The sequence below is a fragment of the Planococcus notacanthi genome (assembly GCF_030407825.1).
Lineage (GTDB): Bacteria > Bacillota > Bacilli > Bacillales_A > Planococcaceae > Planococcus > Planococcus notacanthi.
The window spans coordinates 1-26822 of record NZ_JASDCQ010000002.1 but is presented as its reverse complement, the minus strand read 5'-3'; the positions used below and the strand labels follow the sequence as shown (position 1 = coordinate 26822).

The following is a 26822-nucleotide window of genomic DNA, read 5'->3' as shown; positions in this document are numbered from 1 at the left end:
CAGCTCCTTATTTTCCTTTAAACTCGTGTGCCCGCTTGACCCAGCCCCGAATATCAAATCCAAGGTCTACGATTCCGACGATACTCGTAAATGATTGCAGCGGCAATGCCAAGAACGTCACCAGCACTGTCACCCATTTCGGCCAGCCTTCCTGGTGGATGTAGAAATGATAAAAAGAAACACCTTGCAGGAATAACAGGAATTGAAGCAGCACGGATGCATTAATGAAAATCATGTATGCCATCGTCCCGGGTTCAAATTCCGATAACAGCGAGACAAGCAACACGATTAAATAATACCATAAAACGGATTTCGGCAATTTCATGTTCCGGAAAGGCGGAAACTTAGGAACTGCAATCCCCAAGCGTTTCAAGATCGGCAGCAGGATCAGCAGCAAGACCCAGACCGTGATGAACACACCCAATACCAGCAGCACCGGCAAAAGCGTTTCAAATGAAAACTGCATTTGCGCCACGAGCTCATTGTATTCTTTTATGGAAGCCTCGGAAGCTCCCATCGTCTTCATCATAGAACCTGCCTGCTCATAAGATTGATCGAACATGTTCTTAAACTCTTCCAGGACATTGATGCCGAACAAAGCAATGGAAGCCACATATTGGATCATCAATGACGCCAAGAGCACGATGCTCGCACCCATGAACATAAATAGTTTGCTTTTCTTATAATAAATTGAAATGCCGATTGCCAATCCCAATGGTACATGAATCAACGCCAGCGGCACTGACAAAAGCCCGCCGATGATAAAGGACAGCACCAGGCAGACCGATGCGAAAAGCGCTGAAGCTTTCCAGGGATATTTTGCGCTGTACCAAGCGACCGGCAATGCGAGAAACAAAGTACTTACTATACTTAAAACAGGCACATATACCGAGATCGCCAGCAGTACGGTAAAGACCGCCGCCATCATCGCCCCATTTGTAAGTTGTCGCGTTTGTTGATTTTGCATATGACTGTTTTTCCCCTTCTTTCGGGTAGATTTCATCCTTGTAATTGTACCATGATTCATTAACCTGAACAAAACCAGCAGTGTCTGGGGAAATGCGCAAAAGCCCGACTTTTAAAGAGAAGCGGACACAAAGGGGACAACTCTTGGGTTTCTTTAAACTCGGTCATCGGGCGCTTCGATATTCTACAAGCCACCTCTTAAAAACTACATTCTTGCATTGCACCTTTGCCTGGCTACCAACCGGTTTCAAGGCATAAAAAAAAGACCGGTTTCCCGGTCTTTTTGAAATCATTGTCCAGACTCCAGCACCCAGATTCTAGGGCGCTTTCGCTTTTCTTTAATTATCTTTCTTCCGCAACAAACGGTAGAAGTGCCATGATACGTGAGCGTTTAATAGCGATTGTCAACTTACGTTGCCATTTAGCGCTAGTGCCTGTAACACGGCGTGGCAAGATTTTTCCTCTTTCAGAAATGAATTTCTTCAAAAGGTCAGTATCTTTATAGTCAATGTGCGTGATGTTGTTGGAAGTGAAGTAACAAACCTTTTTCCGTTTTTTTCCTCCGCGACGTGGTGCCATATCGAATTACCTCCTTTGCTTAGTAGTTGTTCGTCAGCTTCAGTCCATCTTAGAACGGTAAATCGTCATCCGATACTTCTATCGGACCGCTGCCGCTTGAGAATGGATCTTCATCTACACGAGTATGGTTTTGCTGACTTGGACTCGGTGATTGGTTCTGTTGATAGGAAGGCTGCTGCCCTTGTGAACGGTCTGTATTGGCATTCTTCGGTTCAAGGAATTGAACACTGTCCGCCACTACTTCAGTCGTATAGACGCGTTTCCCGTCTTGTCCCTCGTAGCTACCAGTCTGGATGCGGCCTTCAACGCCAGCCAAGCTTCCTTTTTTCAGGAAATTCGCTGTGTTTTCAGCTTGTTTGCGCCAAACGGTACAATTAATGAAATCAGTTTCGCGTTCACCTTGAGCGTTGGAGAATGTCCGGTTTACAGCAAGTGTAAAACGGGCAACTGCCGCGCCGCTTGGTGTGTAACGAAGATCTGGATCTTTTGTCAGTCTTCCGACTAAAACAACTCGGTTAATCATCAGAATTCAACCTCCTTCAAGTCAAAAAATTTGCAGTGCCATTATCCTGTTTACGCGTCTTTGCGTACAGCGATATGACGAATAATGTCTTCGTTAATGTTCGCAAGACGTGTGTATTCGTTGATAGCTTCAGAACCAGCGTTTACTTTTACGATCTGGTAGAAACCTTCACGCAAATCGTTGATTTCATAAGCTAAACGACGTTTACCCCACTCTTTCGACTCGATGATTTCAGCACCGTTAGAAGTAAGGATGTCGTTAAAACGCTCAACTAGAGCTTTTTTAGCTTCCTCTTCAATTGCAGGCTGAATGATATACATTAATTCATATTCTCTCATCGTGTTGTCACCTCCTCATGGACTTGGGCCCTGCTGTATCCAGCGGGCAAGGAGCAAGCAATTCATAAATATTACTCACATCACAGTATTGTATCACAATTCACAAGGTCCCGCAAGCGCGATTTTCCATTTAGATTCAACTATACTTTTGATTATAGATGCAAAGGATGTGAAGGCATGACACCCACCCATATCATTGAATTGAAAATGGAAGAAATAGCACCCAAAGCACTTTGGTTCAATGTCTTTTTATTGGCGGCATTCGCAGCTGCCTATCATTTTTTGAACGAACCATTATCTTTTTATTTTTCATTGTCGGGAATTTTGTTGTTTCTGATCGGCTACCTGCTGTTGATTGTCGCCCATGAAATCTTCCATTTGATCGGCTTTGTGGTATTTGGAAAAGTCCCGGTGTCTTCCCTGAATTATGGCCTTAATTTGAAACTCGGCATTGCGTATGCCACCACCAACAAACCTCTGCCGAATCACGCCATGCGCAAAGCACTGCTGCTGCCTTTTTGGATGACAGCTGCTCTTCCTACTGTAATAGGCTTTTGGCTCGACAGCCAGGTGCTTGTCCTGCTCGGTGCCATGCTGACCGCTGGAGCGTTCGGCGACTTCATCATGTATAAGGAATTACGCAAAGAAAAAAATGCCGCATGGATCATTGATGACCCTTCATTGCCGCGCCTGCACGTCTATGATCAATACCCTGAACATAACAAAAGCGCCGACTGATATCGGCGCTTTTTCTATACTACCGAATGAACTACATCCCATGTTCCTGTAGAGATCTGCTGCTTCAGTATTTTTTCATCTTTTGCCAGATAAACGAGCGTTTCAAGCGTTTCGCTTCCCGCCTGCACGGTAATCGTCACCTTTTCATACAAATCGGTTTCAGGATTCCCTGAATAGTCCTCCAAATAATCCAAAGCCGGCCAAAGGACGTCAGGAATTTCATAAATTTCTCCTTCAACCTGCCCATTATCCGACAAAACCATTGCCGGGTAGCCCATTCCGGTATCGTACAATGTTCCTTTTGCTGTTGCCTGTTCTTCCACCAATTCCGCTTCTTCCAAATAACAATGATACTTCCCGCCTTGTTTCAGCGTTCCGTATGCAAATAACAACATCTTCTATTCCTCCATGCAAAAACCGGATGCGGTAAGGCATCCGGTTGCTTTTTAGTTTTGTGGTACTGCACATTCGAACTTTAAATACTTTTAAGGCAGAACGGTCGTTTCCGCTTTTAGACTTATCCAGCTGCGGCGCCTAGCCCCTCGAGGTCGCTTCGCCCCTGCCAGCAATGGCAAAAGTACGCCATTACCAGCAAGGTCTCCAGCGCTTGTCGGGGCTGGACAGGCGCCTCCGCTTTTAGACGTTAAATCTAAACAACATTACGTCGCCATCTTTGACGATGTATTCTTTACCTTCTTGACGCACTTTTCCTGCTTCTTTAGCTGCTGCCATTGAACCCATTTCAACCAGGTCTTCATAAGCCACAGTTTCGGCACGGATAAATCCGCGTTCGAAGTCAGAGTGGATGACGCCGGCACATTGTGGTGCTTTCATGCCTTTTTTAAATGTCCATGCACGAACTTCCTGAACACCCGCTGTAAAGTAAGTGGCTAATCCAAGTAAGCTGTACGAAGCCTTAACCAATTGATCGAGTCCGGACTCTTTAATGCCCAATTCTTCAAGGAACATTTCTTTTTCTTCGTCTTCCAATTCAGCCATTTCTTCTTCGATCTTCGCGCAAATTACGATTACGTCTGCATTGTCTTTAGCAGCGAAATCACGTACTTGTTGAACGTATTCATTGTTGTCCGCATCTGCGATTTCATCTTCTGATACGTTTGCTACGTACAGCATCGGTTTGATCGTCAATAGGTTCAGACCTTTTGCAATGCGCAGTTCGTCTTCTGTGAATTCGATTGAACGCGCCAATTGGCCATTTTCAAAGGCTTCACGCAATTTCATCAGAACCGGTTCTTCAGCAACAGCGTCTTTGTCTTTTTGTTTCACCAATTTTGCTGCGCGCGCAATGCGTTTTTCGATGCTTTCCATATCTGCTAAGATCAATTCCAGGTTAATGACTTCAATGTCAGCGATCGGATCCACTTTTCCAGTTACGTGCGTGATGTTGTCGTCAGCAAAACAACGGACAACTTGGCAAATCGCATCAACTTCGCGAATGTGGGAAAGGAATTTATTTCCTAATCCCTCACCTTTGCTGGCGCCTTCTACGATTCCGGCAATATCGGTAAATTCAAAAGCCGTCGGTACGGTTTTTTTCGGATCTACTAGTTCAGTCAATTTATCAAGTCGCTCATCCGGTACTTCAACGATTCCGACGTTTGGATCTATTGTACAGAACGGATAGTTTGCTGCTTCAGCGCCCGCCTTTGTTATTGCATTAAATAATGTGGATTTCCCAACGTTTGGTAATCCTACAATCCCTGCAGTTAATGCCATAGGATGCACAACCTTTCCTCTATATAAAACGAATTATTTTTTACACAACCATTCCATTATAGGAATAGAACCTGAAAATGTCCATTTTTCATTCCGCTTCGGCTTTTACTAAAACTTTTTTCATTTTCTTATTGAATTCCATACGCGGCAGCATGACACTATGCTGGCAGCCCTCACATTTAATCCGGACATCAGCCCCCATACGGATAATCTTCCACGCATTAGCTCCACACGGATGGCCTTTCTTCATTTCAACTATATCGTTCAGTCCAAACTCCTTCATTTCCATGAGCCTGCCTCCTTCTATATTAACTGTTTGCGTTTTTTCCAAGCGCTTCTTCTGGAGAACGTTGCATCATTACCATACGTGGATACGGGATTTCGACTCCACGATGATCAAGGAAGTCCTTCAAGTCGCGCCGCATTCCTCTGGCTACAGCGAAATGCTGCATCGGCAATGTCTCTGCAGTGATCCGCATGACAATTTCAGTGGTCGTCAAATTTTGGACACCCAGCAATTCAGCCGGTTTGATGATTTGTTCGTAGCGATCCTGGAGACCGTCCAAAAATTCCATAATCAAACTTTCCACGCGGGTAATATCTGATTCATACGAAATATTGACATCGACGACCGCAATGGAATTGTGAATCGAAAAGTTTACGACATCTGTTATGGTGCCGTTAGGGAATATAAACAGCTCCCCTGTCCATGCTTTCACTTTTGTTGTCCGCAAACCGATTTCTTCGACAGTGCCTTCTGCAGCACCAATGCGGACGTAATCCCCCACTGAAAACTGATCTTCAAAAATAATGAAAAACCCTGTAATCACATCGCGCACCAGGTTTTGCGCCCCAAAACCAACGGCTAAGCCGAGCACCCCAGCTCCGGCGATCAAGCCGGTAATATCAATTGTAAACGTCGATAAAATCGAAACAGCTGCTATGAAATACACGACATAGGCTATAACGTTGGACAATAGCTTCGACAAGGTTTGTTGCCGGCGTTCGTTGTATAGCAATGGCCCTTTAATGCGTACAGAAAATGTTTTACGGATGACAACACGCAAAACTTTCACCAGTACAACCGCAGCGATGGTGATCAAAACCACTTTCAACAAAATGACAACCAAGTCAATCCACATCTCCTGGTCCGACAATACAGTTGTTATTTCATGCGTTATTTTCTCTAAATTCACTCTTTCACCTTCCTACCTCTTACATCAAGTTAAATTTATAGATGACCGTAACCACTATTCCGACCACCAATATTCCAGGCAATAGGTTGGCCACTCTAATTTTCGTAAGACCCATCATATTCAAACCGATGGCAGCGATCATAACGCCGCCTGTCGCAGTCATTTCCATAATGAACATATCCAATGCAGCATCTGGAATAGCCCGACTGATTTGAGTAGCAAACAAAGCAATCAAACCCTGATAAACAAATACAGGAACGGCAGCAAGCAAAACACCAAAACCAAGTGTAGAAGCCAAGACAATAGATGTGAATCCATCAATGATCCCTTTGGAGATCAGCACTCCGTGTTCATTGCTCAAGCCGCTCTCCATTGCCCCGATAATTCCCATCGCTCCGATGACAAAAATCAAGGTGGCAGTTACAAACCCTTGTGCGATGCTGCCTTTGCTTTCTTTTGCTCCCAACATGCGCTCAATCCAATGGCCAAAGGCATTCAGTTTGCCATCCAGATCTGCCCATTCTCCAAGAACCGCTCCAAGTACCAGACTGATGATGACAATGACGAAATTTCGGCTTTCAAATCCCATCTGCAAACCAAGCACAATGACCGCCAGTCCAATCACATACATGACCGTCTCTTTCATCTTGTCAGGAATATTGCGAAGAGCCCGTCCAATAATGGTTCCTACTACAATTAACATCGCATTTATAAACGTCCCTAAGAGAACCACTTCATTTCTCCTCTCCCACAATATGCGTTAATTCTTCTCCGACTCTCTTCTCCCTCTTTTGAAGGTCGAGCTTACGTCTTCGTCCAATTCCCACCGTATTTCACCTATCAAAAACAGAACCTATTTCCCATTTTGGGAAATAGGCACAGCTTGTAGACAAAAGAATAGTGATATCTTTTAAAGAATAATTGTTCATTTTATCTTGTTTACACCAGATCCTGCGCTCCAGGCGGACGCTTTCCGCGGGCTCGCGCCGAACTAACTCGGACTCGGGTCCGAGTGGATTTCGACACTTCGCTATCCCGCAGGAGTCGCCGCCTTGCGCTTCGGATCTTTCAGTCACGTGATGATTCGTTTCATCTAAGCTGTTTTTTATGTGACTGACTAGCTTACTCTCTTTTTTGAAGCAGGACGCTTCCAACCGGGTTGGCCACGAAGACTCCTGTGGGAACAGCGAAAGCTGAAGACCCCGCAGGAACGCCAGTGACGAGGAGGCTGAAGCTGAGCCCACGGAAAGCGAAGTGGCCAGCCTGGTTGGAGGTATACACTGTTATGCATTTTGAATAGACTTTGTCTACAGTCTGAAACTATTTCCCATTTTGGGAAATAGGCACTCGTCAGCTTAACAACTCTAAAATCCGCTCCAGATCATCTTCTGAGAAAAACTCGATTTCAATTTTCCCCTTGTTCTTGCTCTTCTTGATTTGTACATTCGTACCGAAACGATCTCTTAACTCAGATTGCTTTTCTTCTATAAAAATATCTTTCTTTTTTTCAATTGTTTCACGTGGAACATCTTCGTTCAATCGCTGTACGAGATTTTCAAGCTGACGCACATTGAGGTTTTCCTTGACCACTTTTTCCGCAGTTTCCGGAATAAGTTTTTTGCTTCTTAAACCTAGCAGCGTACGTCCATGGCCCATCGATAATTCCTTGTCAGAAATGAGTTTGCGAACATTTGCAGGCAAAGCCAACAGACGGACATGGTTGGCGATATGAGGACGGCTTTTCCCTAAGCGGAAAGCAAGTTGCTCTTGCGTTAAACTTAGAGCTTCCATCAATTTCTGGTAAGCTTCTGCTTCTTCAATCGGCGTTAAGTCTTCACGTTGAAGATTTTCTAATATAGCAAGTTCCATCATTTGCTGATCTGTCAGCTCTTTAACGATTGCGGGAACTTCTTTTAATTTTATCAATTTGGCTGCTCGGAAACGGCGTTCCCCTACCACCAATTCAAATTTTTCGCCTGTTTTTCTGACGACAATCGGCTGCAGGATACCGTGTTCCTTAATGGACTCCGCCAGTTCCTCTAAAGCTGCCTGGTCAAAAATTTTGCGTGGTTGGTATGGGTTTGCACCTATTTTACTGATGTTGATTTGAGTTACTTTATCCGCTTCATTGATTGTTTCACCAGGAAACAATGCATTGATGCCTTTTCCTAATCCTTTAGCCATTATGAATCACTTCCTTCGCCAATTCTAAATACACTTCTGCGCCTCTGGATTTTGGATCATAGATGATAATTGGCTCTCCATGGCTTGGTGCTTCGCTGAGTCTCACATTCCGGGGAATAATGGTCTTGTAAACTTTATCCTGGAAGTATTTCTTCACTTCTTCAATTACTTGCATGCCCAAATTTGTGCGGGCATCCAACATGGTCAACAATACACCATCAATCATTAAATCATGATTTAAATGCTTTTGCACTAAGCGAATAGTACTTAATAATTGGCTTAGTCCTTCTAACGCATAGTATTCGCATTGCACCGGAATAATGATCGCATCAGACGCCGTCAATGAATTCAAGGTCAACAACCCTAATGACGGTGGACAATCAATGATTATGTAATCGTACATATCTTTGACTTCTGCCAAGGCGTTTTTCAAGCGCGCTTCTCTTGAAATGGTTGAAACCAATTCGATTTCAGCACCCGCAAGCGAAATGGTTGCAGGAACCACATGGAGATTCTCTACCTTGGTTTCCATAATCGTGCTCTTTACATCTACATCATCAATCAAAACTTCATAGATGCATTGATCGACATCCCCTTTGTTTACGCCCACTCCACTCGTGGCATTCCCTTGAGGATCGATATCTATTAACAGAACTTTTTTGCCCAAATAAGCAAGGCAGGCACTTAAGTTCACTGAAGACGTTGTTTTCCCTACGCCGCCCTTTTGATTGGCGATCGCAATAGTTCTACCCACACTTGCACCAACTTTCTTTAATACTCTCTTCATTTTACTGCGGAACCTCTATTTTTGCTATTTTGGCAGGCTCCATTTTCCTATTGTATCAAAATTTTTCAACAATATGATGGCAAAGCTAGTAAAAAAAGCTCTTTCCTAGAAGGAAAGAGCCTTTACGATTTCTTTTTCGGAATTTTCACTGTGATTTGGTAATAATCTTCGTGTTCTTCTTCTTCTGCCGTCAAATCGATTCCACTTTTGGAAACCATGTTCAAGGACTCTTTAATGGTGTTCATCGCAATGCGCATATCTCGGCTAAATGCTTTTCTGCGGGCTTTCGGTTTTTTCGGTTGAGGCGTGAGCAGCTTGCTCACTTTTTCCTCCAACTGTTTTACATTCAAGCTCTCTTCAATCGTTTCCTCGAACAATTTGTGCTGAAGCTCTGCGTCTTTCACTTTCAGAAGAGCTCTTGCATGCCGTTCCGTCAACAAACGGTTCAACAACGCTGTTTGGATTTCTTCCGGCAACTTCAATAGCCGCAGCTTGTTAGCCACTGTCGATTGGCCTTTTCCAAGACGCTGGGCCAATGCTTCCTGTGTGATCTCCTGGATTTCCAGCAGATTTTGGTAAGCATGGGCTTCTTCAATTGAAGTAAGTTCTTCGCGCTGAAGATTTTCAATCAATGCAATGGAGGCTGTCTCTTTGTCACTCAAGTTCCGGACGATGGCCGGTACTTCTGTCCATTCGAGTGACTTCATAGCACGGAAGCGCCGTTCCCCTGCTATGATCTCATACTGCCCTTCACTCTCGGACTTCCGTACTACAATCGGTTGGATAACCCCATGAACGTGGATAGTTCTTGCCAATTCTTCAATCTTTTCCTGATCGAAGACCGTTCTCGGCTGATATTTATTGGCATGTATTTTGTCGAGCGGCAGCTTAATGACTTCTTCTGAAGTTTTATGGTCTGCCGCTTCCTTCTTCGCTGTATCATTCGCTTTATCGCCGCCTCCGAAGAAACGGGAAAAAGGACTTTTCATCCTCAAGCACCACCTTTTGCAAGCTCACTTAGCTGCTGAATCTTCATCGCTATTATTCCGTCGACAAAAATGTTCCACGTGAAACATTACGAGATTGGCGATTTATTGGGAACTCCAGCTTTTCTTGGGTATTTCTTTGGTGTTTCCTTAAACTTTTTAAAGACCTGAATATAGCGTTCGCTCTCTTCCACTGGCAGCAGGAACGAATGAACAGCTTCCAATTTCACTCCAAGCTTCTGCAACGCTTTTTCGGCAGTTTCCAATTCGTCTGATGCTGACGCAGCTTTCATAGCAGCAAATATGCCGCCTTTTTTAACAAGAGGCACACACAACTCGGCCAATACCGACAGTCTGGCTACTGCACGTGCTGTCACCAAATCGTAGCTTTCACGATCGTTCGACTGGCCAAAATCTTCTGCCCGCGAATGAACAAATTTCACTTTCGTTAGGCCAAGTTCGCTACTCAAATGCTCCAGGAATTGAATGCGTTTGTTCAATGAATCCACAATCGTAACCTCGATATGGGGAAAACAAATTTTTAGTGGGATACTGGGGAATCCTGCACCGGCACCGACATCGCAAATCTTCATCGGTTTTGTAAAGTCTATATAAAAAGCTGCAGTAATGGAGTCATAGAAGTGTTTTAAGTAAACAGCAGATTGTTCCGTAATTGCAGTGAGGTTCATTTTCTCATTCCACTCAACCAGTTCCTTATGGTAAACCCGGAATTGTTCAAGTTGCTCCTCTGTTAAAAGGATCCCTTTTTCGCTGAGGGCATCTTTAAACTGTTGTTCATTCAAGTTGGCTTCCTCCCTCTTGTTATGGGGTTTCTATGTAAAAGCAAATGGGCTGGTGTGAGCCAGCCCATTCTGTTGTCTAGCTTATGCCTTTTGTTCATGGGAATCCCATGATATCGAACAGGTGCTCCCACCTGAATGTTTACACTGAAATCTTAGCGATCTTTCCTTGTTCAATATACACCAATAAGATGGATATGTCAGCCGGATTCACGCCAGAGATGCGGGAAGCCTGTGCGATGGAAAGCGGACGGACTTCCGCAAGTTTTCCACGCGCTTCTGTCGCGATTCCTGAAATGGCATGATAATCAATATTTTCCGGAATTTTTTTATTCTCCATTTTTTTGAGTTTATCAACCTGCTGCAATGATTTTTCGATATAGCCTTCATATTTGATATGAATTTCGACTTGCTCTTTTACTTCGTCTTCCAGATCCACTACTGAGGTTGTCAGCTGTGAAATCATGTCATAGGTCATTTCCGGACGCTTCAATAAATCCGCTCCGCGAATGCCATCCTTCAATTCACTGCCGCCTGCGTCGCGAATCACTTGCTGGGTCATTTCGTTCGGCTTGATCATGATGCTTCTCAAACGCTTGATTTCTTCTTCAATGCGCTCTTTTTTCGCCAAGTATTTCACGTAACGCTCTTCTGTAATCATGCCGATTGAGTAGGCAAGATCCGTCAACCGCATATCTGCATTGTCATGACGGAGCAATAAGCGGTATTCCGCACGGGAAGTCAACAAGCGATAAGGTTCGTTGGTTCCTTTTGTCACCAGGTCATCGATCAATACACCGATATAAGCATCAGAGCGGCTCAGAATGACTTCATCTTTGCCTAACACTTTAGCTGCTGCGTTGATGCCGGCCATTAATCCTTGGCCAGCCGCTTCTTCATAACCGGAAGTTCCGTTGATCTGGCCGGCAGTATAAAGATTCTCAATCTGTTTCGACTCCAATGTCGGCCACAATTGCGTCGGCACGATAGAATCGTATTCGATGGCATAACCGGCACGCATCATTTCCGCCTTCTCAAGCCCTGGAATCGATTCCAGGAGCTGCCGTTGGACATGTTCCGGCAAACTGGTTGAAAGGCCCTGTACGTAAACCTCGCGCGTATTACGGCCTTCCGGCTCCAGGAAGATCTGATGGCGTGGTTTGTCATTGAAACGGACAACCTTGTCTTCGATTGACGGACAATAGCGTGGCCCGGTTCCTTTGATCATCCCGGAATACATCGGCGACAGATGCAGGTTGTCATCAATGATTTGATGAGTCTTTTCATTTGTATACGTCAACCAGCATGGCAGTTGATCTGTAATGTATTCGGTGGTCTCATGGCCGAAAGCGCGCGGCACTTCATCGCCGGGCTGAATTTCGGTTTTGCTGTAGTCAATGCTGTTGCTGTTGACGCGTGGAGGCGTACCCGTTTTGAAACGGACCGTTTCAAAGCCGAGTTTTTCCAGGTTTTCTGCCAATTTAATAGATGGCTGCTGGTTGTTCGGTCCGCTTGAATAACGCAGATCCCCAATGATGATTTCGCCGCGCAGGAATGTCCCTGTTGTAATAACGACGGATTTGGCACGGTAAATGCCTCCTACCTGCGTAATCAACCCTTGTACTTTACCATCTTCCACAACCAATTCCTCAGCAATGCCTTGATGCAAAGTTAAATTCGGTTCTTCTTCCATCAAGCGCTTCATTTCCTGTTGGTAAAGCACTTTGTCCGCCTGTGCACGCAAAGCGCGTACAGCCGGTCCTTTAGCTGTATTCAACATTCTCATTTGAATGTGTGTTTTATCGATAACGCGCCCCATGGCTCCGCCAAGTGCGTCAATTTCCCGTACGACAATGCCTTTCGCCGGCCCACCGATTGATGGGTTGCATGGCATGAATGCGATCATATCCAGATTCATCGTCAAAACAAGCGTTTTAGCGCCCATCCGTGCAGATGCAAGAGCGGCTTCCGCTCCTGCATGTCCTGCGCCTACGACGATGACATCGAACGTGCCTGCTTCGTATTGTGGCATGTTCGTTCATTCCCTTCGAGTTTTATTTCCCTAGACAGAACTGAGAGAATAATTGGTTCAGGAGGCCGTCATCTGCGGTATCTCCAATAATTTCGCCAAGGATTTCCCAAGTTCGAGTGACATCAATTTGAATCATATCCACGGGAACTTCCATTTCGGCTGCTCCGATCGCATCTGAAATAGTTTGGTGTGCCTGATGCAGCAATGCGATGTGCCGCACATTGGATACATAGGTCATGTCCCCTGCTTCGATCTCTCCCTGGAAGAACAGGTCAGCAATCGCTTCTTCAAGCTGATCGATCCCTTCTTCTTCAATCAGAGAAGTGGTCACCAACAATTTATCGCCCGCCAGTCTCTGCACTTGTTCCAAGTCGATTTTCTGCGGCAAATCGGTTTTATTGATAACGACAATATAGTCCATATCCTTGACTGTTTCAAACAGCAGCTCATCTTCCGGAGTCAGTGCTTCTGCATAATTCAGAACGTAAAGAATTAAATCCGCTTCCTTCAACACTTTTCGTGAACGTTCAACACCGATCCGTTCGACAATGTCTTCCGTTTCCCGGATGCCTGCCGTATCGACTAAACGCAATGGAACACCACGGACATTTACGTATTCCTCTATTATATCACGGGTTGTTCCCGCTATTTCTGTGACAATGGCTTTATTTTCCTGAACAAGGCTGTTCAATAAAGAAGATTTTCCGACATTGGGACGCCCCAAAATGACGGTTGAAAGCCCTTCTCGCAAAATTTTGCCTTGTGAGGAAGTCTGCAGCAATTTCTCGATTTCCGATTGCACCCATTTTGATTTTTCCAGCATAACCGGACGTGTCATTTCTTCCACATCGTCGTATTCCGGATAATCGATGTTCACTTCCATTTGGGCAATTGATTCCAGTAATGCCTGGCGCAATGTACCGATCAGCTTGGATAGCCGGCCTTCCATCTGGTTGAGTGCAACATCCATGGCACGATCCGTCTTCGCGCGAATCAAATCCATCACTGCTTCTGCCTGCGACAAATCGATGCGGCCGTTCAAAAATGCCCGTTTGGTGAACTCTCCAGGCTCTGCAAGTCTTGCTCCTGCGCGCAACGCCAATTCCAGTACTCGATTGACTGAAACAATTCCACCGTGGCAATTGATTTCAATGACATCTTCACGTGTGAAGGTTTTAGGGGCTTTCATGAGGGAGACCATAACCTCCTCCACTACTTCCTCTGTCGCCGGATCTTCGAGATGTCCGTAATGGATGGTATGCGTTGGTTGCTCAGCCAACATTTTTTTGCTGGGAGCCCGGAATAATTTATCCGCAATAGCTACTGCTTCCGGACCACTCAAACGGACGATGGCAATTGCCCCTTCTCCGCTCGGTGTCGATATCGCAGCGATTGTGTCGAATTCCATGATGTTTCCTCCTCTTAAAGAAAAGCGTTCGCGCTGTCTGTGGATAACAAATAAAACAACGCGGCAGCCCGATTACTCAAATCTATGTTCATAACTTTATTTTGAGCTTTAAAAAAGTTGTCCACATGTGGACAACCAATAAATTTACATGGCTTTCTAACATATTACAATAGCATAAAACGGCTGAAATCAAAAGACACAGCGCTTCGCCTTAATAAAATTCCGCTTCAAAAGTTCACAAAGCTTTTTGTATTGGCTTGGTTTAACGCGAAATCTCCGTATTTCCGGCTTTCCAACAATTCAAATTTCATTTTTCATGCAGAAACTGAAACTTCCCTATCTTTTTAATCACTGCAGCCGCTTAGCTATATAAGAAATACAGAGATTTCGGGAAAACCATAGAAATTCTTGTTTGAAGCAGCATATTCGGCATAAAAAAAACCGCCAGATCGGCGGATTCAAGCTTATTTATGAGGTTCAATGACCAAATAACGGTTCGGATCTTTTCCTTCAGAATGCGTATCAATGTCTAGACGTCTTGATAACGCCTGATGAATGACTTTTCTTTCATAAGAAGGCATCGGTTCGAACTGTACACGCCCACCAGTCCGGATCGCTTTGTCCGCCATCCGGTCTGCCAACTGCTCCAGCGTCTCCTGGCGGCGCTCCCGGTAATTCTCAGCGTCCAATTCGACCATCATAAACTGATTTGAGTATTTATTGGCAACAAGCTGTGCCAATTGCTGAAGGGAGTTCAAGGTTTGTCCCCGTTTTCCGATCAGCATCGCCACTTTTTCGCTTTCCAAGTAAAAATTCACTTTTTTCCCACGCTGCTCATGCGTAATCGATAAGTCCTCAATTTTCATGCCTTCCGCAATGGATTGGATGTAATTTTTTGTCTCTTGGATTGCTTGTTCATTGGAAAGAACCGGAATCGCTTCCTCTTCTTCCTCTTTTTCAGGCAATAATTCAGGTTTCCCCTGAATTTCTTCAAGTTTTTCTGATGTTTCATCCAGCGATTTTTCCGAAATCGGCATTTTTTCGATTACTGTGACTTCAACTTCTGCTTTTTTGGCCCCAAATCCGAAAAAACCCTTTTTCTGCTCCTGGATAATCTTGATGCTCACTTCTTCACGTGTAACTTGGAGTTTTTCTAATGCTTCAGATATCGCGTTTTCAACAGTTAAACCCGTCTGCGTAATCTGTTTCACTTTTTAACCCCTCCTGCTTTCGTTTTAACAGGTTGCTGCACTTCTTTTTTCTCCCATGGACGGTAGATGAACAGGTTTTGAATAAGTGAAATGATATTTCCAATAACCCAGTAAAGTGTCAATGCGGACGGCAAGATAATACCAAATCCAATGATCATTACCGGCATGAAATACATCATGATCTTCATTTGTGGATTGTCCATAGCTGGTCCAGTCCGCAAAACGATAAACTGCATCAACCCTGCGATTACCGCTAAAATAATGCTTGGTTCTGCCAATGGGAAGATGAGAAACGCTCCCAAATCGATTTCAGGTGTGTTGTTCATTCGGCTGATTGCGTGATAGAACCCAATCAAGACAGGCATTTGGATCAAGACAGGCAAACAACCTGCCATCGGATTAACGCCTTTTTCCTGGAACAACGCCATCATTTCTGTTTGGTATTTCTGTTGCGTTACAGCATCTTTCGACTTGTACTTTTCTTTTAACTTAACAAGTTCAGGCTGTACTTCCTGCATCCGCTTCGAACTTTTCGTTTGTTTGATCATCAATGGAAGCATTACCAATCTGATGATGATCGTAACGGCAATAATCCCGAAACCATAAGTTCCCAGTAAATTCTTGAAGTACGTGATGGCTGATACTAACGGCCAAACGATAAATTCGTTCCAAAACCCTTCACTCTGGTCACTGATTGGCTGATCAAACTCCGTACAGCCGGAAAGCAGCAACGTAACTGCAATCAGTGAAATAAGTAAAACTAATTTCTTATTCACCCTTCTTCCCCCAAACTAATTTCAATTACTTCTATAATAACATCTATTCGGCACGGTCTTCTACTTCTTGGGTAATGCACGTGCTATTTTCAATACGTGTTCAAGACTTTTCTTGCTTTCATGAAAATCCAATGTGGCCGCCTGTGGTCGGGCGATGATAATGTAGTCTGCATTCGGCAGCAAATCGTCCTTCAATTCCAGGAACGTTTGCCGGATATACCGTTTAACACGGTTGCGGGCTACTGCATTTCCTACTTTTTTGCTGACGGACAATCCCAGGCGAAATTCGGGCTGCTCACCTTTTAATACGTAAACAATAAACTGCCGATTCGCAAAAGATTTTCCTTTTTTGAAAACATGCTGGAACTCTTTGTTCTTCTTGATCCGTTGGTGCTTGTTCATTCTTTCACCTGCTTATTTTAATGCCTCTCCGCTAAAATGCAGCAGAAAAGAAAAAAAGACCACTGATGCGGTCAGTGGACTTAAGCTGATAATACTTTTCTTCCTTTGCGACGGCGTGCAGCGATGATTCTGCGTCCGTTTTTTGTGCTCATACGTGCTCTGAAGCCGTGTACTTTGCTGTGCTTACGTGTATTTGGTTGATATGTGCGCAATGTCATTATAAGACACCTCCTATATAAAGAGTTAACTATTTTTCTAAAGACAGTCTCGACTATTATAAAGGCGCACGGGTATAAATGTCAATATCTTATTGTAAAACCTCTTCAGATCCTCTTCTTCTCCATCTCTTAAGTTATACACAGTTTCTTTTTTTATCCCTTGATCCCCTGTGCATTAATTTTTTCTAAAAAATAATTATCCACATGCCTTATCTACAGTTTTTTAACATAAGAACTCCTTGTGGATAGATCCAATGTGAACAAAAAAAGAAATGTGGATAACTTAAAGAACTTCTTGTGTTGTCTCATCTTTTTTGGTAACATTAACTTGTTTTCACTTGTTAACAGTTTTCACCCTAAATAAGTTATCCACAAATTGTGGGTAAGGTGTGGATAGTTATTCACCACCTTGTTTGCAAATGTTATCCACAAGCTGTGGTTTTGTGTATGGTATACTCTAAAATATAATTGCATATAAAGGAGACGAGCTATTGGAACACTTAGACGAACTATGGTCGAGTGTCTTAGCCCAAGTTGAAACCAAAATCTCCAAACCAAGTTTTGAAACATGGTTAAAATCGACAAAGCTTTTATCCTACCAGGATGATACAGTCACTATTTCAGCGCCTAATTCTTTTGCACGTGATTGGTTGGAAAACCATTACGTCCATTTGATTACAGGGATCTTATCGGATTCCACCGGCGATGATATGATGATTAAATTTGTTGTGCCAAAAGATCAGGATATGGATGATTTTCAACTCCCTGCACCTCGCATTAAACCGGGGCAAGACCAGCAGCAAGAGTTTTTGCCTGGTATGCTGAACCCTAAATATACTTTTGACACATTTGTCATTGGTTCAGGTAACCGCTTTGCCCATGCCGCCTCTTTGGCCGTGGCCGAAGCTCCAGCAAAAGCTTATAACCCGCTGTTTATCTATGGGGGAGTAGGACTTGGGAAGACACATTTAATGCACGCAATCGGACATTATGTCCTCGAACACAACCCGAATGCTAAAGTGGTTTACTTATCTTCGGAAAAATTTACGAACGAATTCATCAATTCGATCCGTGACAATAAAACTGGAGAATTCCGCGATAAATACAGAGGTGTCGATATTCTTTTGATTGATGACATCCAGTTTTTAGCGGGCAAAGAGCAGACCCAGGAAGAATTCTTCCATACATTCAACACGCTGCATGAAGAATCCAAACAGATCATCATTTCGAGTGATCGGCCGCCAAAAGAAATTCCAACACTGGAAGATCGGCTCCGCTCCCGCTTTGAATGGGGCTTAATCACTGATATTACCCCGCCTGATCTGGAAACACGCATCGCCATTTTGCGCAAAAAAGCAAAAGCTGATGGTTTGGATATTCCAAACGACGTTATGACCTATATTGCCAACTCCATCGACTCCAATATCCGTGAATTGGAAGGGGCTTTGATCCGTGTTGTGGCTTACTCCTCTCTCATCAACCGTGATATGAGTGCAGAATTGGCAGCTGAAGCCTTAAAAGACATCATGCCGAATTCCAAGCCGAAAGTGATTACGATTTTGGACATCCAAAACGCGGTCGGTGAGCAATTCAACGTCAAACTAGAAGATTTCAAAACAAAACGCCGCACCAAGGACATTGCTTATCCGCGCCAAGTGGCGATGTATTTGTCCCGTGAAATGACCGATTTCTCTTTGCCGAAAATTGGTGAAGAATTCGGAGGCCGTGATCATACGACGGTTATTCATGCGCACGACAAAATTTCTAAGATGCTGAAAGACAATCAACAGCTTCAGCAAGATGTAAAAGACATCAAAAGTTCACTCGGCAAGTAAAATCCCTTGTGGATAACCCAATAAATAAGCAAGCAGTTTATGCACAGACTGTCTACATGTGGATAAGCTGCTTTTATTGACTTTAAAGGGCTTATCCACATATTCACAGGCCCTACTACTACTATTACTTTAAAAGCCTTTAAATAAAATATATATATAAGCGAGGTTCGAGAATGAAATTCGAGATAAAACGTGAGCGACTAGTTGAAGGATTAAACGATGTAATGAAAGCAGTAAGTTCAAAAACGACCATTCCGATTTTGACGGGAATTAAAATGGACGTTTCTTCTGAAGGAATGAGATTGACAGGAAGTGATTCTGACATCACGATCCAAACGTTTATTCCAGCTGAAGAAGATGGAGAGCAGATCATCCAAGTAACCGATGGAGGAAGCATTGTTCTTCAAGCCAAAGTTTTTGGTGAAATCATCCGTAAATTGCCAACAAATGAAGTGGAAATCGAAATCACAGGAAATTTCCAGACTCATATTCGTTCAGGGAAGTCTGAATTCCATTTAATCGGGTTGGATGCAATGGATTATCCACAATTGCCTGATATTCAAGATGATCGCCTGTTTACCATTCCAGCAGATCTATTGAAGACCATTAACCGAGAAACTGTATTTGCCGTATCAAGTTCTGAAACACGTCCTGTACTGACAGGCGTCCATTGGGAAGTCAAAGACGGGGAGCTGGTTTGTGTAGCAACTGACAGCCACCGTTTGGCACGCCGCAAAACAAAACTCGAAACTTTGCCAGAAGGGGAATACAGTGTGGTCATTCCCGGCAAGAGTTTGACTGAATTGAATAAAATTCTGGATGACACTTCTGAAGCAGTGGAAATCGTCATGACCAACCAGCAGGTTCTCTTCAAATCCAAACACATTTTATTCTTTTCCCGTCTATTGGAAGGGAACTATCCGGACACCAGCCGCCTGATTCCGGCAGAATACAAAACAACTGTCACTGTAAACGGCCGTTCATTGCTTCAGGCAATTGACCGTGCATCCTTGCTGGCAAGAGAAGAACGCAATAACGTTGTACGCTTCTCCACAAATTCCGGCAGTGAAGTTGAAGTTTCATCTAATTCTCCGGAAGTCGGGAAAGTAGAAGAGCAGCTTCAAGCACAAAGCATCGAAGGAGAAGAATTGAAAATCTCTTTCAGTGCCAAATTTATGATGGATGCATTGAAAGCGATCGATGGACAAGATGTCGTCATCCAGTTCACTGGAGCGATGCGCCCGTTCATTTTAAAATCGGCATTGGATGATTCAATTTTGCAGCTTATTCTTCCCGTCCGAACCTATTAAATTTAAAACAGACCCTCAGGATAGCCATATAGGCTATCCTTTTTACTTTTTAGCTAAAATAGGGTAAAATAAAGGGATAGACTATGAATCGAAGGATGAGTGCATTTTGAGAGAAATCGGGATTGAGACTGAATATATTACGCTTGGCCAATTATTGAAAATGACAGACACGATAAGTTCTGGCGGAATGGCCAAATGGTTCTTAGGCGAACACGAAGTTTTTGTAAACGGGGAAGCTGAAAACCGCAGAGGCCGCAAATTGCGCCCTGATGATCTGGTCAACATTCCAGGGTTTGGAGATTTTCGTATCGTGACGGCTGAAGGCATGAGCTTCGATGCGGATTGACCGCCTCGAGCTTGTCAATTATCGAAACTACGAAACGCTGGAACTGGAGTTTTCTCCAGACATCAACGTCTTTATAGGAGAGAATGCACAAGGAAAAACCAATATCATGGAATCCTTGTATGTTTTATCCATGGCTAAATCCCATCGCACTTCCAATGACAAGGAATTGATACGCTGGGACGCCGAATATGGTAAAATAAAAGCTGATGTTTACCGTAAATACGGCAAACTGCCCCTTGAAATTACATTGTCAAAAAAAGGGAAGAAAGCGAAAGTCAATCATTTGGAACAACGCAGGCTGAGTGATTATGTCGGCCAATTGAATGTCGTGATGTTTGCTCCTGAAGATCTGCATCTTGTAAAAGGCAGTCCACAGGTCCGCAGACGGTTCATTGATATGGAAATTGGACAAATTTCTCCAGTTTATCTGCATGATTTAGTAACTTATCAAAAACTCCTCAAACAAAGAAATCATATATTAAAGCAACATTATGGGAAACAAACAATCAATGACGTCATGTTTGACGTTTATACCGAACAATTTATCGAGTCGGCTGTCAAAATCATCCGCAAGCGGTATCAGTTTATGGAGCTTTTGCAGAAGTGGGCTGAACCGATCCATCACGGCATTTCCCGGGGGCTGGAACAACTTGAAATCCGTTATCAGCCGATCAACGGTTTAAAGCCCGACTGGACGCCTGAGGAAATGGCGTCTTTTTTAGAGCAGAAATTGGCAGAGGTCCGAAAACGGGAAATCGAACGCGGAGTGACGCTGGTGGGTCCACACCGTGATGAACTTCAATTTTTCGTGAATGGTTATGATGTCCAGACTTACGGCTCACAGGGACAGCAACGCACCACTGCATTGTCTCTAAAATTGGCGGAAATCGAATTGATCAAGCAAGAAGTCGGAGAAGCGCCGATCCTGTTGCTGGATGACGTCCTTTCCGAATTGGATGATTACAGGCAATCGCATTTATTGAATACGATCAAGGGGTCTGTCCAAACGTTTGTCACAACAACCAGTGTGGAAGGCATCCAGCACGAAACGATTCAAAGTGCCCGCTTGTTTGAGGTTTCTGCCGGGACAGTCAAGAAGTGAAAACAAATGCCTTATGCACCCGCACATATCCTTTGAATAGCTGAGCCGTCATTTAATAAGAAAATCAGATGCCGGCTGTTTTTGTGCGGCTGCTTGTCTGTTTGGAAATCAAGAGTTTGTTTATACAAGAGAAAGAAATGCGTAAGAAAGAGCAGGTGAATGGAATGTCTATGGAAGAAAAAGGTCTACAGGAATCATATGAAGCCAATCAGATTCAAGTATTGGAAGGATTGGAAGCCGTTCGTAAAAGACCGGGTATGTATATCGGTTCTACGGGTTCAAGAGGACTTCACCATTTGGTTTGGGAAATCGTTGATAACAGTATAGATGAGGCATTGGCAGGTCATTGTACAGAAATCCAAGTCTCAATCGAACCGGACAACTGGATTCGCGTAGAAGACAACGGACGCGGAATCCCTGTCGGCATGCAGGAAAAAATGGGGCGCCCGGCAGTTGAAGTTATTATGACGGTATTGCACGCTGGCGGTAAATTCGGGGGCGGCGGTTACAAAGTATCCGGCGGCCTCCACGGTGTTGGGGCTTCGGTCGTCAACGCTTTGTCTGAAGTTACGGAAGTATACGTCAACCGTGACGAAAAACGCCATTACATCAAGTTCGAACGTGGTGCCGTAACAGAAGATCTTCACGTGATCGGTGATTCAGAACATACCGGCACAACGATTCGTTTTAAAGCAGATTCTGAAATTTTCAAAGAAACGACCGTTTACGAGTTTGATATTCTTGATCACCGCCTTCGTGAGCTTGCCTATTTGAATCGCGGCTTGAAAATCGTGGTAAGAGATGAGCGTGAAGGTGAAGAGAAAGAGAAGAACTATCATTTTGAGGGCGGCATCAAGTCCTATGTCGAACACTTGAATAAAACAAAAGATCCACTTCATGAAGAAGCGATTTTCGTTGAAGCCGAAAGAGAAGGAATCACTGTTGAAGTAGCTATGCAATACAATGCCGGCTATGCAGCGAACATCTTTTCATTCGCCAACAACATCAATACCCATGAAGGCGGAACGCACGAATCGGGCTTTAAAACTGCTTTGACTCGTGTGGTCAATGATTATGGCCGCAAAAATGGCATGTTAAAAGAGCAGGATCTTAACTTGACGGGTGACGATGTGCGTGAAGGCTTGACTGCCATCATTTCCATTAAGCATCCGGATCCCCAGTTTGAAGGCCAGACAAAAACCAAACTGGGCAATACGGAAGTCAGCACAATCGTCAATAATTTATTCTCTGGCGGATTTGAGCGGTTCTTATTGGAGAATCCTTCCGTTTCGCGAAAAATTGTTGAAAAAGGCATCATGGCTTCCCATGCACGGATGGCCGCTAAAAAAGCACGTGAATTCACGCGCCGCAAATCCGTGCTTGAAGTATCCAGTCTTCCAGGTAAATTGGCAGATTGTTCATCACGGGATCCGAAAGTCAGTGAAATCTATATCGTTGAGGGCGACTCAGCCGGCGGTTCTGCAAAATCAGGGCGTGATCGCCATTTCCAAGCGATCCTGCCGCTTCGTGGGAAAATCCTCAACGTAGAAAAAGCCCGTCTTGACCGGATTCTTACCAACGCTGAAATCCGCAACATCATTACAGCGCTTGGAACAGGGATTGGCGAGGAATTCAATTTGGAAAAAGCACGCTACCATAAAGTCGTCATCATGACCGATGCGGACGTCGATGGTGCCCATATCCGCACCTTGCTGCTGACGTTCTTTTTCCGCTACATGCGTCCATTGCTTGAAGCAGGCTATATTTATATTGCCCAGCCGCCTTTGTTCCAAATCAAACAAGGCAAGCACGTGGATTATGTTTACACAGACCAACAGTTAAAAGAGGCGCTTGAAAAATTGTCTCCGACACCGAAACCGAATATTCAACGATATAAAGGGCTTGGAGAAATGAACGCTACACAGCTATGGGATACGACAATGGATCCGGATGTTCGGACATTGCTCCAGGTGACATTAAACGATGCGATGGTGGCGGACGAAACTTTCCATATCCTAATGGGAGACGACGTCGAACCACGCCGTAACTTTATCGAAGAAAATGCGAAATACGTTAAAAATTTGGACGTTTAAGTGATAGAGAGTTGAGAGGAGGCTGCAGGTATGGCTGAACGGCCTAGCAGTGGTGTTGAAGAAATAAATATAAGTACGGAAATGCGGACTTCATTTTTGGATTACGCAATGAGCGTTATCGTTTCCCGTGCTTTACCGGATGTGCGTGATGGACTGAAACCTGTCCATCGCCGCATTCTTTATGCAATGTACGATTTAGGGATCACTTCAGACAAAGGCTATAAAAAATCAGCGCGTATTGTCGGAGATGTTATTGGTAAATACCATCCCCACGGTGACACAGCTGTTTATGAAACAATGGTCCGCATGGCACAGGATTTCAGCTACCGTTATATGCTGGTAGATGGACACGGTAACTTCGGGTCGGTTGATGGCGATTCAGCAGCTGCGATGCGTTACACGGAATCCAAAATGTCGAAAATTTCTATGGAATTGCTCCGTGATTTGAACAAAAACACAATTGATTACAGAGACAACTACGATGGACAAGAAAAAGAGCCGGTTGTTTTGCCGAGCCGTTTCCCGAATTTATTGGTCAACGGAACTTCAGGCATTGCAGTTGGTATGGCTACCAATATTCCCCCTCATCATTTGGGTGAAACCATTGATGCTGTTTTAGCATTGGCTGAAAACCCGGCAATTACTACGGAAGAGCTGATGGAATTCATTCCAGGACCTGATTTCCCGACCGGCGGCATCATCCTTGGGCGCAGCGGCATTCGCCGTGCCTATGAAACGGGCAAAGGTTCCATCCTGATCCGTTCAGTAGTCGATATTGAAACAAAAGCCAACGGCAAGGAAGTCATCATCGTCAACGAAATTCCTTTCCAGGTGAATAAAGCCCGGTTGATCGAAAAAATTGCCGAGCTTGTACGCGACAAGCGGATTGATGGCATCACCGACCTTCGGGATGAGTCTGACCGCAACGGCATGCGCATCGTTATTGAAGTGCGCAGAGATGCGAGTGCGAGTGTGTTATTGAATAACTTGTACAAACAAACCGCTATGCAGACAAGCTTCGGTATTAATATGCTGGCGCTTGTAGACGGCCATCCAAAAGTTCTTGGCCTAAAAGAAATTCTGTTCCACTACCTGGAGCACCAAAAAGTAGTGATTCGCCGCCGTACGCAATTTGAATTGACGAAAGCGGAAGACCGCGCACATATCCTTGAAGGACTGCGTATTGCATTGGACCACATTGATGCAATCATCGCCTTGATCCGTGGATCACAGACTGCTGAGCAGGCACGCAATGGGCTGATGTCCGACTTCAACTTGACTGAACGCCAATCTCAGGCCATTTTAGATATGCGCCTACAGCGTTTGACTGGATTGGAAAGAGACAAAATTGAAGAAGAATATCAAGCTCTTGTCAAATTGATTGATGACCTTAAAGAGATTTTAGCGAATGAATACCGCATTCTTGAAATCATCCAGGAAGAAATGCTTGAAATAAAAGAACGTTTCAGCGACAAACGGAGAACTGAAATCACAACCGGCGGAGCGGAAATGTTTGAAGACGAAGATTTGATTCCAGTGGAAGCATCTGTATTGACGCTGACGCATAATGGCTATATCAAACGTCTTCCAGCCAATACTTACCGCAGCCAGAAACGTGGAGGGCGCGGCGTGCAGGGAATGGGTACAAACGAAGATGATTTCGTCGAACATTTGCTGTACACGTCTACTCACGATACGATCCTGTTCTTCACCAACAAAGGGAAAGTATACCGTAAAAAAGGCTATCAGATTCCTGAATACGGCCGTACTGCCAAAGGCTTGCCATTGGTCAACTTGTTGGAAATCGGCAAGGAAGAGAAAGTCACAGCTGTTATTCGTGTCAATGAATTCAAAGAAGATGCATTCTTCTTCTTTACGACGCGTGAAGGAGTCAGCAAACGGACCCCTGTGACGAATTATGCCAACATTCGCCAAAACGGTTTGATTGCCATCAGCCTTCGTGAAGAAGACGAACTGATTTCAGTGAAGCTGACAGACGGCAATAAGGAAATGGTCATCGGTACTAGAGACGGTGCCTTGATCCGATTCCCTGAAACCGATATCCGCAGCATGGGCCGAACTGCCAGTGGCGTTCGGGGCATCCGTCTTCGTGAAGGAGATGCAGTGGTCGGCATGGAGATTTTGGATCCAAACGACAATGTATTGGTCATCACGGAAAAAGGATACGGCAAACAGACGAAAGAATCCGAGTACCGCGTTCAATCCCGAGGCGGTATGGGAATCAAGACTTGCCAGATCACCGACAAAAACGGACCTCTTGTTGCGGTACGGACGGTGAATGGAACAGAAGATATTATGCTGATTACCGTCAATGGCATTTTGATCCGTATGGATGTCAACGATATTTCAACGACGGGCAGAAGCACACAAGGCGTTCGGTTGATCCGATTGGGTGAAGATGAAATTGTGGCAACTGTAGCTAAAGTGAAGAAAGATATTGAAATGCCTGACGATCTGGAAGACATCGATGAAGATGTTGAGAAAACTTTGATCGAAGAAAGTGCTGAAGCAGATGTTTTCCAAGACGAAGACGTTGTAGCTGATGAGAAGATTGATGATATAGAAGAAACTCCAGAAGAAGACGAAGAATAATTGAATTTTTGCAGCCGGCTGATCATATTCAGCCGGCTTTTTTTTATGGAAACAGCGAGCAGTGAAAGAATGCGGACATTCTCGCCTGCAGGAGCGGGAACTGCAGTTCAGCCATGGCTTTTGATGCGTGGCAGGAAGACGATGGGAATTTCTTGAGGCGATAAGAATTTTCTTAGCTGAAACACTGGCAGTTTAGAGAGTTATGCGGTGAGAATGAATCTTCCGGATTGAACAAACGGATTAGAGTCGTACGAATGCAGTAGCGTCTGTTTCTTCTATCATTAAGAGAAAAAGAAAAGTAATTGAGAGCTTTCGTTTTTATAAAAGCCGGAATTCTATAGAACATGATGGTCCAGTCTTTGAAAGTTGGACTGTTCGGCGCCGCCTTGTAGTTGATCAGTTTTTGGTAGCCAGCGAGCTTTTCGGTAAAGTCTTTCTTTTGCAGTAAGACAGCAACAGCACATGCTGCAAAGATTATAGAGTGGATCCTGCGGTATCTGCAGACTGGATCAAGGCTTTACTGCAAGCCTTATTCTTTGGCAAAACTTCAGTTTTTTCATTTTCATCACAGGCTTTTTATTAGTTTTAAAGTTTTTTGCAGAAAGTGTTGACTTCTATTACGTGAGCATGGTATATTAGTTG

26 protein-coding genes are annotated in these 26822 nt (G+C 44.2%); 7 read left to right on the top strand and 19 right to left on the bottom strand.

The window, feature by feature from the left end; all coding sequences use genetic code 11:
- Positions 1-7: 7 nt before the first annotated feature.
- The 4 genes from QMA01_RS07590 to rpsF all read right to left on the bottom strand — a co-directional run bounded on the left by QMA01_RS07590 (position 8) and on the right by rpsF (position 2406).
- Entirely contained in the window at positions 8-967 is a 960-nt protein-coding gene (locus QMA01_RS07590) for a YybS family protein (protein WP_203340386.1), read from the bottom strand.
- 341 nt (positions 968-1308) lie between these two features.
- Positions 1309-1545, bottom strand: a complete 237-nt coding sequence (rpsR, locus tag QMA01_RS07585; protein WP_006830564.1) for a 30S ribosomal protein S18 — start codon at positions 1543-1545, stop codon at positions 1309-1311.
- A gap of 49 nt (positions 1546-1594) precedes the next feature.
- Positions 1595-2068 (bottom strand): single-stranded DNA-binding protein, encoded by a 474-nt coding sequence (gene ssb / locus QMA01_RS07580; RefSeq protein ID WP_008427713.1) that lies wholly within the window; start codon positions 2066-2068, stop codon positions 1595-1597.
- 50 nt (positions 2069-2118) lie between these two features.
- Entirely contained in the window at positions 2119-2406 is a 288-nt protein-coding gene (gene rpsF / locus QMA01_RS07575; protein ID WP_106533339.1) for a 30S ribosomal protein S6, read from the bottom strand.
- 177 nt (positions 2407-2583) lie between these two features.
- Here rpsF and QMA01_RS07570 point away from each other — a divergent pair, with 177 nt between their 5' ends.
- Positions 2584-3144: a DUF3267 domain-containing protein gene (locus QMA01_RS07570; RefSeq protein ID WP_290214664.1), complete on the top strand. Its 561-nt coding sequence runs from the start codon at positions 2584-2586 to the stop codon at positions 3142-3144.
- 14 nt (positions 3145-3158) lie between these two features.
- On the opposite strand, the gene QMA01_RS07565 is transcribed toward QMA01_RS07570, so the two are convergent.
- From QMA01_RS07565 to rpmH, 15 genes are all read right to left on the bottom strand, one after another.
- Positions 3159-3539 carry a gamma-glutamylcyclotransferase family protein gene (locus QMA01_RS07565; RefSeq protein WP_290214663.1) on the bottom strand — a complete coding sequence of 127 codons (381 nt, stop codon included), beginning with the start codon at positions 3537-3539 and terminating at the stop codon, positions 3159-3161.
- Positions 3540-3780: 241 nt separating this feature from the next.
- A complete protein-coding gene (gene ychF, locus QMA01_RS07560) occupies positions 3781-4881 on the bottom strand; it encodes a redox-regulated ATPase YchF (RefSeq protein ID WP_203340389.1) in 1101 nt (366 codons plus the stop codon).
- Positions 4882-4969: 88 nt separating this feature from the next.
- On the bottom strand, positions 4970-5170 hold the full coding sequence (locus QMA01_RS07555; protein WP_146555360.1) for a DUF951 domain-containing protein: 201 nt from the start codon (positions 5168-5170) through the stop codon (positions 4970-4972).
- Between the two features lie 19 nt (positions 5171-5189).
- Positions 5190-6077 (bottom strand): mechanosensitive ion channel family protein, encoded by an 888-nt coding sequence (locus QMA01_RS07550; protein ID WP_290214662.1) that lies wholly within the window; start codon positions 6075-6077, stop codon positions 5190-5192.
- Between the two features lie 19 nt (positions 6078-6096).
- Positions 6097-6810: a DUF554 domain-containing protein gene (locus tag QMA01_RS07545; protein ID WP_290214661.1), complete on the bottom strand. Its 714-nt coding sequence runs from the start codon at positions 6808-6810 to the stop codon at positions 6097-6099.
- 617 nt (positions 6811-7427) lie between these two features.
- Positions 7428-8261 carry a ParB/RepB/Spo0J family partition protein gene (locus tag QMA01_RS07540; RefSeq protein WP_290183528.1) on the bottom strand — a complete coding sequence of 278 codons (834 nt, stop codon included), beginning with the start codon at positions 8259-8261 and terminating at the stop codon, positions 7428-7430.
- Positions 8254-9015 carry a ParA family protein gene (locus QMA01_RS07535; protein ID WP_191714535.1) on the bottom strand — a complete coding sequence of 254 codons (762 nt, stop codon included), beginning with the start codon at positions 9013-9015 and terminating at the stop codon, positions 8254-8256. Before QMA01_RS07535 ends, QMA01_RS07540 begins: the two co-directional genes overlap by 8 nt.
- Before the next feature lie 155 nt (positions 9016-9170).
- The gene (gene noc / locus QMA01_RS07530; protein WP_290183527.1) at positions 9171-10037 is read right to left on the bottom strand and encodes a nucleoid occlusion protein; all 867 of its coding nucleotides are present in this window, start codon (positions 10035-10037) and stop codon (positions 9171-9173) included.
- An 86-nt stretch (positions 10038-10123) separates the two neighbouring features.
- Positions 10124-10837, bottom strand: coding sequence for a 16S rRNA (guanine(527)-N(7))-methyltransferase RsmG (rsmG, locus tag QMA01_RS07525; RefSeq protein ID WP_290214660.1), 714 nt, complete (start codon positions 10835-10837; stop codon positions 10124-10126).
- Positions 10838-10976: 139 nt separating this feature from the next.
- Complete coding sequence (gene mnmG / locus QMA01_RS07520; protein ID WP_290183526.1) at positions 10977-12866, bottom strand: tRNA uridine-5-carboxymethylaminomethyl(34) synthesis enzyme MnmG; 1890 nt, start codon at positions 12864-12866, stop codon at positions 10977-10979.
- Positions 12867-12888: 22 nt separating this feature from the next.
- Positions 12889-14274 carry a tRNA uridine-5-carboxymethylaminomethyl(34) synthesis GTPase MnmE gene (gene mnmE, locus QMA01_RS07515; RefSeq protein ID WP_290183525.1) on the bottom strand — a complete coding sequence of 462 codons (1386 nt, stop codon included), beginning with the start codon at positions 14272-14274 and terminating at the stop codon, positions 12889-12891.
- 464 nt (positions 14275-14738) lie between these two features.
- Positions 14739-15485, bottom strand: coding sequence for an RNA-binding cell elongation regulator Jag/EloR (gene jag, locus QMA01_RS07510; RefSeq protein ID WP_290183524.1), 747 nt, complete (start codon positions 15483-15485; stop codon positions 14739-14741).
- Positions 15482-16261, bottom strand: a complete 780-nt coding sequence (gene yidC, locus QMA01_RS07505) for a membrane protein insertase YidC (RefSeq protein ID WP_191714529.1) — start codon at positions 16259-16261, stop codon at positions 15482-15484. Before yidC ends, jag begins: the two co-directional genes overlap by 4 nt.
- Positions 16262-16321: 60 nt before the next feature.
- Positions 16322-16663 carry a ribonuclease P protein component gene (rnpA, locus tag QMA01_RS07500; RefSeq protein ID WP_191714528.1) on the bottom strand — a complete coding sequence of 114 codons (342 nt, stop codon included), beginning with the start codon at positions 16661-16663 and terminating at the stop codon, positions 16322-16324.
- A gap of 80 nt (positions 16664-16743) precedes the next feature.
- A complete protein-coding gene (gene rpmH, locus QMA01_RS07495; protein ID WP_038705267.1) occupies positions 16744-16881 on the bottom strand; it encodes a 50S ribosomal protein L34 in 138 nt (45 codons plus the stop codon).
- Between the two features lie 491 nt (positions 16882-17372).
- On the opposite strand from rpmH, the gene dnaA reads away from it, so the two are divergent.
- From dnaA to gyrA, 6 genes are all read left to right on the top strand, one after another.
- On the top strand, positions 17373-18716 hold the full coding sequence (gene dnaA / locus QMA01_RS07490) for a chromosomal replication initiator protein DnaA (protein ID WP_191714527.1): 1344 nt from the start codon (positions 17373-17375) through the stop codon (positions 18714-18716).
- Positions 18717-18889: 173 nt separating this feature from the next.
- Positions 18890-20026: a DNA polymerase III subunit beta gene (gene dnaN, locus QMA01_RS07485; RefSeq protein ID WP_203340396.1), complete on the top strand. Its 1137-nt coding sequence runs from the start codon at positions 18890-18892 to the stop codon at positions 20024-20026.
- A gap of 106 nt (positions 20027-20132) precedes the next feature.
- On the top strand, positions 20133-20372 hold the full coding sequence (gene yaaA, locus QMA01_RS07480; protein WP_146555346.1) for a S4 domain-containing protein YaaA: 240 nt from the start codon (positions 20133-20135) through the stop codon (positions 20370-20372).
- Positions 20362-21474, top strand: a complete 1113-nt coding sequence (gene recF / locus QMA01_RS07475; RefSeq protein WP_191714525.1) for a DNA replication/repair protein RecF — start codon at positions 20362-20364, stop codon at positions 21472-21474. The genes yaaA and recF overlap by 11 nt, the downstream gene beginning before the upstream one ends.
- Before the next feature lie 164 nt (positions 21475-21638).
- Complete coding sequence (gene gyrB, locus QMA01_RS07470) at positions 21639-23567, top strand: DNA topoisomerase (ATP-hydrolyzing) subunit B (protein WP_191714524.1); 1929 nt, start codon at positions 21639-21641, stop codon at positions 23565-23567.
- A 30-nt stretch (positions 23568-23597) separates the two neighbouring features.
- The gene (gyrA, locus tag QMA01_RS07465; RefSeq protein WP_191714523.1) at positions 23598-26180 is read left to right on the top strand and encodes a DNA gyrase subunit A; all 2583 of its coding nucleotides are present in this window, start codon (positions 23598-23600) and stop codon (positions 26178-26180) included.
- The last annotated feature ends 642 nt before the right edge of the window (positions 26181-26822 follow it).